Source organism: Desulfobacter sp., assembly GCF_050177295.1.
This window is the reverse complement of the sequence record NZ_JBFXHE010000155.1, coordinates 1-9,458: the sequence shown is the minus strand read 5'-3', so window position 1 is coordinate 9,458 and position 9,458 is coordinate 1. Positions and strand designations below refer to the sequence as shown.

The following is a 9,458-nucleotide window of genomic DNA, read 5'->3' as shown; positions in this document are numbered from 1 at the left end:
AATTTCAAAACCAACGCTGTATCAGATTATGTCCAGCCTGTTTTTTCCCCAATGCCCCAACACCTATTTTTTGAAACACGCCCTGCAATGGCACGCGATGGTTCATGCACTGTTTGGCGCCTATGTCATACGCAAGGGGACGATAAAGATGGCCGGCACCTCACATCCTGTACCTGATTCTTCCGCAGGATTGATTTATCCTTTCAGCAAACCCTGCTTTTTGCCGTTTTTTTCAGGCCGGCTTAAATACCGGCATCCCTGTTCCGGGGCTTTTTATTCCACAGATCTTCTGACCTTGATCCGGGAGACGGTGAATGCCACACTTGCGGCCCTTGATACCATTGACCGGGCAATGGAGAAATGCAAAGAAAACGAAAAAAGAAGCCCGCTTGAATCACGGGTCCTGGCGGACACGAAACTGCCGGACATCCGCCCGGACCTGCCGGTAAATACATTTGGCACATGGTATGGGCAGCATAACATCAAACCGCTGTTATACCAGGCTGTTACACTACCATTTTAACTACAGGGAAATAACCATATGCGCAGCCCCCGGACAGACAAAAAACAGATATTGGGGTGGGTGATGTACGATTTTGCCAACTCTGCCTACACCACGTTGATTGTAACCTTTATTTATTCCATTTATTTTGTTTCAGCCATTGCGCCGGATAAAATCTACGGTACAGCGCTGTGGTCCAGAGGCGTCACGCTGACGGCACTTCTGACGGCTTTTTTATCTCCTGTTCTTGGGGCCCTGGCTGACCATGGCAATGCGCAAAAAACATTTTTGTTTATTTCCACAGTGATTGGTGCGGCAGGCTCAGCTATGCTTTGGTTTGTCAAGCCGGGCCAGGTTTATCAGGCGTTGATCTGGTTTGTCCTGTCCAACCTGGCTTTTGAAATCGGTATGGTATTTTACAACGCATTTTTGCCGGACATTTCCAGTGAAAAAAACATTGGGAGAATTTCGGGCATCGGCTGGGGTGTGGGGTATATTGGCGGGCTTTTAGCCATGTTTGTCGCCATGGCCGGTTTTATCAATCCGGAAATTCCCTGGTTCGGCCTGTCCCGGGAATCCGGGGCCAACATCAGGGCTACCTGCATCCTGGTGGCTCTGTGGTACGGACTTTTTTCCATTCCTTTGTTTATTCTTGTGAAATCCAAATCCTGCAACCAAATAAAAAATAACGGCAAGGCCGCCATTGTCCGGGCCGCCTTTGCCGATCTTAAAGACACGTTTAAAGATATCCGGTCTTACCGGGAAATCGTCAAACTGCTCATTGCAAGAATGATTTACAACGATGGCCTTGTAACCATTTTTGCCTTTGGAGGAATTTATGCAGCCGGCACCTTTGGTTTCTCCTTTAAGGAAATCATGATTTTCGGCATCGTGCTCAACGTGGCAGCGGGCGCAGGCGCTTTAATCATGGGCATATTTGACGACAAGCTGGGGGGCAAAACCACCATCCAGATATCCAATATCATTTTAACCCTGGCCGTGGTGCTGGCAGTTTGTGCACCCGGCAAAGCCATGTTCTGGACCGCAGGCGTACTTGTGGGATTTTTTGCAGGTCCCAACCAAAGTGCCAGCCGTTCCCTGCTCGGCCGCTTTGTTCCCCGGGAAAAAGAGAATCAATTCTTTGGTTTTTTCGCCTTTTCAGGTAAATTGACGGCGTTTTTCGGGCCGCTGTTCCTGGGAATTCTAACCCAGATATTCAATTCCCAGCGTGCCGGGGTTGCTGTTTTGGCCGTATTCTTCGGTATTGGATCTTTGATTCTATCAAAGATAGACGAAAAGGCAGGAACAGCTGCTGCAAAAAAATATCAATAAAGCCCAAAGGAGTCTGGCAGTGACCAGACAGGGGGGCCGGTGTTTGAACATACTTTTCGGGGAGCAGCCCTTGATTTTACTGCCGGGCACAGATAAAAATGCAGGGAACGCAAAAAATCGCGCTCTTGATTCAATCGGTATACTATTGAAAGAAAAAAAATGATACGTACAACATTGTTCCCAGGCCGTTACGTTCAAGGTGCGGATGCCATTAAAAGATTGGGCGCAGAGTTATCTCGATTCGGGCAAAAGGGTTTTGCCATATGCACTCCTTTTTTCTTTGAAAAGTGGTTACCCCTCCTCCAAAATGATATTCAAAAATTTATCCGGATCAAGGCTGAAAAATTTAATAGAGAGTGTTCGGATGAAGAGATAGACAGACTGTCTTCTATTGCTGAAAAGCAGGAGGTAGAAGTAATCGTCGGAATTGGCGGGGGAAAAACATTAGATACGGCAAAAGCGGTTGCTTATAAATTAAAACTCCCAGTTGCTGTGGTGCCAACCATTGCCTCCACGGATGCGCCATGCAGTGCGCTTTCAGTGATCTACACGCAAACAGGAGCATTTAAGCGGTATTTGATGCTTCCTAAAAATCCCGATCTTGTTTTGGTGGACACAAAGATAATTGCACAGGCGCCTGTCCGATTTACCGTCTCAGGAATGGGCGACGCCCTCGCCACATGGTTTGAAGCTGAATCGTGTAAAACGAAATATGCGAAAAATATGGCGGGAGACCTATGTTCTATTACCGCTGTTGCATTGGCGGAACTTTGCTACAAAACGCTTGTTGAATACGGACATCTTGCCACATTGGCCTGTGAAAACCATGCAATAACGCCGGCGCTGGAACATATTGTGGAAGCAAACACATTGTTAAGCGGTTTAGGGTTCGAGAGCGGCGGGCTTGCGGCTGCACATGCCATTCATAATGGTTTGACCGTGCTGGAACAAACACAATATCATTTCCACGGTGAAAAGGTTGCCATTGGAACGTTGACTTCACTTTTTCTTACGGATAAACCAATGGATCTGATTAATGAAGTATTTTCCTTTTGTGAAACCGTTGGGCTACCGACAACGCTTGGGGACATCGGTCTATCGGATATTTCAGACGCAGACCTGATGAAGGTAGCACAATCGGCGTGTCAGGAAGGCGAAACCATTCACAATGAACCCATACCCGTTACTCCGGAGATGGTGTTTTCTGCGCTTAAATTAACAGATGCTTTTGGAAATAAAAGAAAAGACAGGGGAGACCGTCTGATAACCGGAATACGTAAAGGATAATACATCTGAAAAAGGAATATTAATTCACAATTACAAGATATGCCCCGGTGGCCGCCATAAAAATGGCGGCCAGCCGCTGGGCCGTCATTTTTTCCTTAAGCCATACCGTGGCCAGAATAAAAAGAAAAATGGTGGACATCTGGTTTAACACCCCGGCTCGAGATGCGGTGGTGTATTTCATCCCCGCCACCCAGAGTACCAGAGCAATGTAGTTTCCGCTTACTGTTGCCGGAAAGGCATTGAGCCAGGCTTTTGAAAATTTGAGCTCTCGGGCAAACCGCATTCGTTCCGGGTGGCACAGCACAATGGGCACAAGGCCGAGTGTCCCTGCCGTCACCCTGACAAAGGTGGCCCAGAATACATCGGCCTGGTCCAGTACATCCTTGGCAATCACAATGCCCAGCGCCATGAACATCATGGCAAGGACACCTGCGCAAAGCCCCCACAGCGTTTGGCCGTTGCCTATGGTTCCGGGTTTTAAATCCTTAACGGCCCCCACCAGTATGGCACAAAGGACCAAACCACTGCCGATGATCCCCAAAACACCCATGCGTTCTCCTAAAAGAATATAGGAAAATCCGAGAACACCAGGCAGATACAGGCATTCCACGACCGCCACCATGCCGGCATCCAGGCGGTTCAGAGCGGAAAAATAAAATATGTCGGCCAGGGTGATGCCGGATAATCCGGACAGGACAAGAATCCACCATACCCGCGGTGGCACATCGGGGAAAAAAGGGATGCCCATCACGCGCATGGTCAAACCGACCAGGACCATGGCCACAACACTTTTATAAATATTCAGGGCAATGGGCGAGAAGCTCTCCCCTGCTTTTTTAAACAGGATAACGGCAAAGGCCCAGAAAAATGCGCATCCCAGAGCAAAGGCAGAACCCATAATTTCCTTTCCGGTTTACATAGATGGCAATCCCCTGCCACACCAACTATTTTTCAAGCATCCTATCACGTCCGGCAGGCTTGTCAATATACGGGTCAAACACTGATTGCCGAAAATTTTGCTTCCATGGCCTTCCCTAGCCATGTTACAAATTGAAAGCATATGTTCAAAAGGCAGCCGGCGATTTTGCCGGTGCTATGGCCGATCTTTTCAACGGCGAAAAATTATCATTCTTAAACACAGGAGACGATTTAACATGGGAACCATAATGGATATTGTCAGCGGCAGAGACCCTTATGAAAAAGAATTTCACCAGGCCGTTCACGAGGTGGTGGAATCCGTAAAACCGGTGCTTGATAAAAATCCTGAATACCGGCATGCAGGCATCATGGCGCGCATCGTGGAACCGGACCGTGTGATCCAGTTCCGGGTGCCCTGGGTGGATGACCAGGGCCGGGTGCAGGTGAACAGGGGGTTCCGCATTCAGATGAACTCGGCCATCGGTCCTTACAAGGGCGGTCTGCGATTTCATCCTTCCGTGAACCTTTCCATTTTGAAGTTCCTTGCCTTTGAGCAGGTATTTAAAAATGCGTTGACCACGCTTCCCATGGGGGGCGGCAAAGGCGGGTCCGACTTTGATCCCAAGGGAAAATCCGATTTTGAGGTGATGCGGTTCTGCCAGAGCTTCATGACGGAACTGTTCCGCCACATCGGCCATGACACGGATGTCCCGGCAGGGGATATCGGCGTGGGGGGCCGGGAGATCGGTTATCTTTTCGGCATGTATAAAAAATTGAAAAATGAGTTCACAGGGGTGCTTACCGGCAAGGCCCTGAACTGGGGCGGCTCGCTGATCCGGCCCGAGGCCACAGGCTACGGCGTTGTTTTTTTTGCAGACGAGATGCTGGGCACCCGCAATGACTGTCTGAAGGATAAAATCTGCCTGGTGTCAGGTTCGGGCAATGTGGCCCAGTATACCACGGAAAAGATCAACCAGTTGGGCGGAAAAGTGATGACCCTGTCTGATTCCTCGGGCTATATCTATGACGAGGAAGGCATTGATGAAACCCGCCTGCAGTGGGTCATGTACCTTAAAAATGTTAAGCGCTCCCGGATCAAAGACTACGTGGAAAAATATCCCAAGGCCCAGTACACCGCCGTTGACGCCAGTCAGGACCACAATCCGCTGTGGAATCATAAAGCGGATTGCGCGTTTCCTTCCGCGACCCAGAACGAAATCAATGCAAAGGATGCCCAGAACCTGGTGAACAACGGGGTGTATCTTGTGTGCGAAGGGGCCAATATGCCGTCAACTCCCGACGCCATTGATATTTTTCTGGATCACAAGCTGCTCTATACGCCGGGCAAGGCATCCAATGCCGGGGGCGTGGCTGTATCCGGCCTTGAGATGTCCCAGAACGCCATGCGCATTAAATGGTCCAGGGATGAGGTTGAAGCCAAGCTCAAAGGCATTATGCAAAGCATCCACCACGCCTGCCTGGATGCGGCCGAAGAGTACGGGACCCCTGGCAATTACGTGAACGGCGCCAATATCGCAGGGTTTGTCAAGGTGGCGGACGCCATGATGGATCAGGGTATTCTCTGAATACGGTTTAATGATAGAGGGGGTGTAATGATGTTCAATAATTGTTTTGAACTTCTTTGAATTTTTATCATCCTCTTTTTAGGCATGAAACCATGCCCCAGGATATAGCGGCCTAGGCCAAGTCCTTTTGTTGTTTTATCCGACATTTTATCGCGGTCATCTCTGCATGGTTTGCTTCATGAGCCGGAAAAAAGACAGTGAACATTGTACCCCGGTTCAACCGGCTATGGACATCTATAAAATTAAAAAATAATACAAATTAAAAGGACTTTTTGGAGGATATGGACTTGATTCTCATGCTCACCTGTTTCCACCGCTCCTTTTCCACACGATCCGCGCTCTTGTTTTTCCGGGAGGAAATATATTCCAGTTCCCGTTTCATCTTGCGGTAGTTCTCCAACCTGGCTTCGGTCAGTTCTTCGTCCTGGACGGCTGCAAGAACCCTGCACCCGGGCTCGTGGGTGTGGGTGCAGTCTGAAAAACGGCATTGGCCCCCCAGCGCTTCTATTTCCGGAAAGGTAAATTCAACACCCTGGTCAATATCCCAGAAACTGATTTCACGGATACCGGGATTGTCAATGATCATTCCGCCCTGGGGCATTAGGATCAGATCCCGGGACGTGGTGGTGTGCGTCCCCTTTCCCACATGGGCACTTACCTCGCCGGTTGCCTGGACGGTTTTACCGCACAATCGGTTGATCAGAGTGGATTTGCCTGTGCCTGAAGATCCCACCATGACACAGGTCCGGCCATGCCCCAGATAGGGCGTCAGGTCGGACAGCCCCGAATTATCCAAAGCAGATACCAGATGTACGGGAACGCCGAATGCAATGGTTTCCACTTGGTTCATAAAATGTTCGGGGGCCTGGTGAAGGTCCGCTTTTGTCAGGATGATTACCGGATTCAGCCCGCAGTTATAGACCAGGGTCAGGTAGCGCTCAATGCGGCGCAGATTAAAATCCCGGTCAAGTCCGGTAACGATAAATACGCTGTCAAGATTGGCCGCGATGATCTGCTCCCGGCACTCGCCTGATTTTCGGCTGCGCATGCCTGAAGCGCCCCGGGTCAGGGTGTTTTTTCGCGACAAGATCCGGGCTATAACTGTTTGCCTGGCCATAACCCAGTCTCCGACAACCGGATATGTGCTGCCGCACTCATATTGAAGTTTTCCTGATAGGGTTGTTGTCCGCTCCTCTTTTCCGTCATTGATAAAAAAACTGTTTCTCCTGACCCCGGTCACCCGGGCCGGGATAAGAGAATTATTGTCAAGATTTTTCAGCTGCGACTGGAAACAGGATGTCCAACCCAAAGGGGAAAGATGTTTAAAATTATTGTCTTTCATACGGTAACTGTACTCCTCTTTATGACATGCATCAATCCGGCGTTCCGGCGCCAACTATTTACGAATGGCTCTTTCAATCAGGATCTGCAGGTTGCGCTTGGACGCCTCAAGTGTCTGCCACAGGTCCTGGCAGTTGGCCTCGGACTGAATTCTTCTGACGCATCTTGCATAATCGGTGTGCCACTGCCGGTGGGCGTCTTCTATTTCGGCATGTCCTCCGATCTTGCGTATATTGGCATGCAAATGGCAGGATTCAGCGGTTTGCAGGCGGTTAACATCTATCAGGTCGGGAATCGTGTGCAGGGCATTACGTATGGAAAAAAGCCGGCCAATATGACCTGAATACCAGCCGTAAAGGGTCCGGGGACTCTTCGGCTCAGGCGTACACGGGTTATCCCGGGCCAGCCAGACTGCGAGGTCTTCAGCGGGCATCGGCTTTGCATAGGCATATCCCTGGAAAAAAATCTGCCCCTTGCTCATATGGAACAAGGTCTCTGCAATATTTATATTTTCAACACCTTCGGCAATACATTCAAGCCCGCGGTTATGCGTCAGAAACCGCAGGGAGAGAATCAGATCAATATTTTCAAAGCTGCGGGGTAAGGAACGCACAAAGCTCTGGTCTATCTTGATCCCGGAGACCGGCAGGTTCACCAGACGCAACAGGGAGGATTCGCCGGCACCCACATCATCAAGGAAAATGCTGTAACCTGCCTCACGCAGGGAGAATAACTGCTTCATCACCCCGGGATCATCATGGAGTGAAGATTCAAGGATCTCAAGGCATATCCGTTGGGGATCCGCGCCCGCCTGCACAAGATACCCCGGCAGTTTCCCAAGCCACTCTTTATCCAGCAGGGCCTCGGGCGGCAGATTAATACTGCACATCAACGGCGTCTTGCTGACCCTGGGCAATTTTTCGAGCACCTGCGCCAACCCGATCTCAAACAGGTCCCGCAGATGACTTGTGCCAAAGGAGGGCAGAAACAGTCCAGGGGAAATAATCCGCTCCCCGTCCACCAGCCGGGCCAGGGCCTCGACTTTCACCGTACATCCGGTGCCAGGATCAATAATTGGCTGGTAATACATATTCACACGCCGGCGTGCCAGAAGCTGTCGGTAAGTCAGTCCGTCGGACAGGCGGCTTTGCCGCTTGACCCGGGAGCGTTCAATCATGTCAAAATGGCCGCCAATCACGTCTGCCAGGTGATTCCAGTAATACCTCATGGATTTGTCGGAAAAATATCCGGGGAATTTTCCGCACACAAGCAGATATGCCTTGGGTGCATATTTCAGGTCGTGGAGCATGAAAAAACCAAAAGAACGGATCCCTTTGGTCACACAGGCTTCTTTGAGGCTGTCAAATGATTCGGAACAGTCATATACATGATTTTTCACAAAAGACTGTTCGTTGAACCAGGCTTGTTCTATTTTTCGGATTTTAACTGTGGGATATCCGGTGTCACTGCCATGTTCCGGCCCAAAAGGGACATGTCCCATGGAGAGCATATGGCGGTAAGTGCCGTTTTTCACGCTGCCGAAGGCCACGCCGGAAAGGCTTTTTTCAAACGAATTCATGAGCAGGTCCAACACGGAACCCATTAAATCCAGGGTGGTTTCCGGGTCTTTTAGACGGCTGACCTGGTTATATACGTCAAGGCGGGTGTGCTGGACTGCAACATAGGCCCCTATCTGTGTGATCAAATCAAATTGCAGGCGCCGGGAAATAAGACGTTTAAGCGCATCCTCATCGGCTGTCCCCGATGTCAGCAGGCCTGCAATATCCCCATAAAGGATGGAAGATTCTGTGAGCAGATCTGTGTAGACCCCCACAAAACAGTGCATGTAACCGATCTTCAAAGCCATCCGGCGGTGTTCATCCATGGTGATACCCGGGGATACGATCATGGTCAGGTAACCGGCCTGGGCTTTTTTCAGCCGGTCGAACTCCCGGCCGGAGACATTTCCCAGAATTCTTTCTGCAGCAGGAATCTTTAACAATGTATGATAAAAATTATCCACTGCCCCGGCAATCTGCGCCCTGGCCGGTCCAAGGGCGGAAAGCATTTTATCCGCCCCTGGACCATAAGCGGACTCAAGCCATATTGGTTTTCTGTTGTTCTCTTTATCCATCACATCACCTTGTTTCAGGCTTGTGCAGCGTTATCGTATCAGGTCTCTGTATCCTTTTTCTTGAGCTTTCCGGCCAGGATATGGCGTTTGGCAGCATTAAGTTCCACCTTGCGGATGCGGATGGATAAGGGGGTTACCTCAACCATTTCATCATCCCTGATAAAATGGATGGCCTGTTCAAGGGTCATGGGTTTAATCGGAGAGCAGATCGTGGCATCGTCTTTGCCCGAGGCCCGCATGTTGGTCAGCTTTTTTTCCTTGCAGGCATTGACGTCAATATCAGAATGGCGGTTGTGTTCGCCAATGACCATGCCCTCGTATACCGGCGTTCCGGGTGTGATAAGCAGCCTTCCCCGGG

At 50.0% G+C, this 9,458-nt stretch carries 7 protein-coding genes and 1 pseudogene; 4 read left to right on the top strand and 4 right to left on the bottom strand.

Annotated elements, in window-relative coordinates:
• The 3 genes from AB7U36_RS12140 to AB7U36_RS12130 form a co-directional block, all read left to right on the top strand.
• Positions 1-523, top strand: a 523-nt coding sequence (locus tag AB7U36_RS12140; RefSeq protein ID WP_428160034.1) for a hypothetical protein, incomplete at its 5' end; no start/stop codon positions are given.
• 18 nt (positions 524-541) lie between these two features.
• Positions 542-1,834: an MFS transporter gene (locus tag AB7U36_RS12135; protein ID WP_428160033.1), complete on the top strand. Its 1,293-nt coding sequence runs from the start codon at positions 542-544 to the stop codon at positions 1,832-1,834.
• Positions 1,835-1,993: 159 nt separating this feature from the next.
• Positions 1,994-3,121 carry a glycerol dehydrogenase gene (locus AB7U36_RS12130; protein WP_428160032.1) on the top strand — a complete coding sequence of 376 codons (1,128 nt, stop codon included), beginning with the start codon at positions 1,994-1,996 and terminating at the stop codon, positions 3,119-3,121.
• A gap of 19 nt (positions 3,122-3,140) precedes the next feature.
• On the opposite strand, the gene AB7U36_RS12125 is transcribed toward AB7U36_RS12130, so the two are convergent.
• Positions 3,141-4,019 carry a DMT family transporter gene (locus AB7U36_RS12125; RefSeq protein ID WP_428160031.1) on the bottom strand — a complete coding sequence of 293 codons (879 nt, stop codon included), beginning with the start codon at positions 4,017-4,019 and terminating at the stop codon, positions 3,141-3,143.
• A gap of 256 nt (positions 4,020-4,275) precedes the next feature.
• Between AB7U36_RS12125 and gdhA the strand changes: the two genes are divergently transcribed.
• Positions 4,276-5,625 (top strand): NADP-specific glutamate dehydrogenase, encoded by a 1,350-nt coding sequence (gene gdhA / locus AB7U36_RS12120; RefSeq protein WP_428160030.1) that lies wholly within the window; start codon positions 4,276-4,278, stop codon positions 5,623-5,625.
• Positions 5,626-5,884: 259 nt separating this feature from the next.
• On the opposite strand, the gene rsgA is transcribed toward gdhA, so the two are convergent.
• From rsgA to AB7U36_RS12105, 3 genes and pseudogenes are all read right to left on the bottom strand, one after another.
• Entirely contained in the window at positions 5,885-6,967 is a 1,083-nt protein-coding gene (gene rsgA, locus AB7U36_RS12115) for a ribosome small subunit-dependent GTPase A (protein ID WP_428160029.1), read from the bottom strand.
• Between the two features lie 54 nt (positions 6,968-7,021).
• Positions 7,022-9,100 (bottom strand): EAL domain-containing protein, encoded by a 2,079-nt coding sequence (locus AB7U36_RS12110; RefSeq protein WP_428160028.1) that lies wholly within the window; start codon positions 9,098-9,100, stop codon positions 7,022-7,024.
• 38 nt (positions 9,101-9,138) lie between these two features.
• Positions 9,139-9,458 (bottom strand): annotated as a pseudogene (locus AB7U36_RS12105) (translational GTPase TypA); the annotation flags it as partial.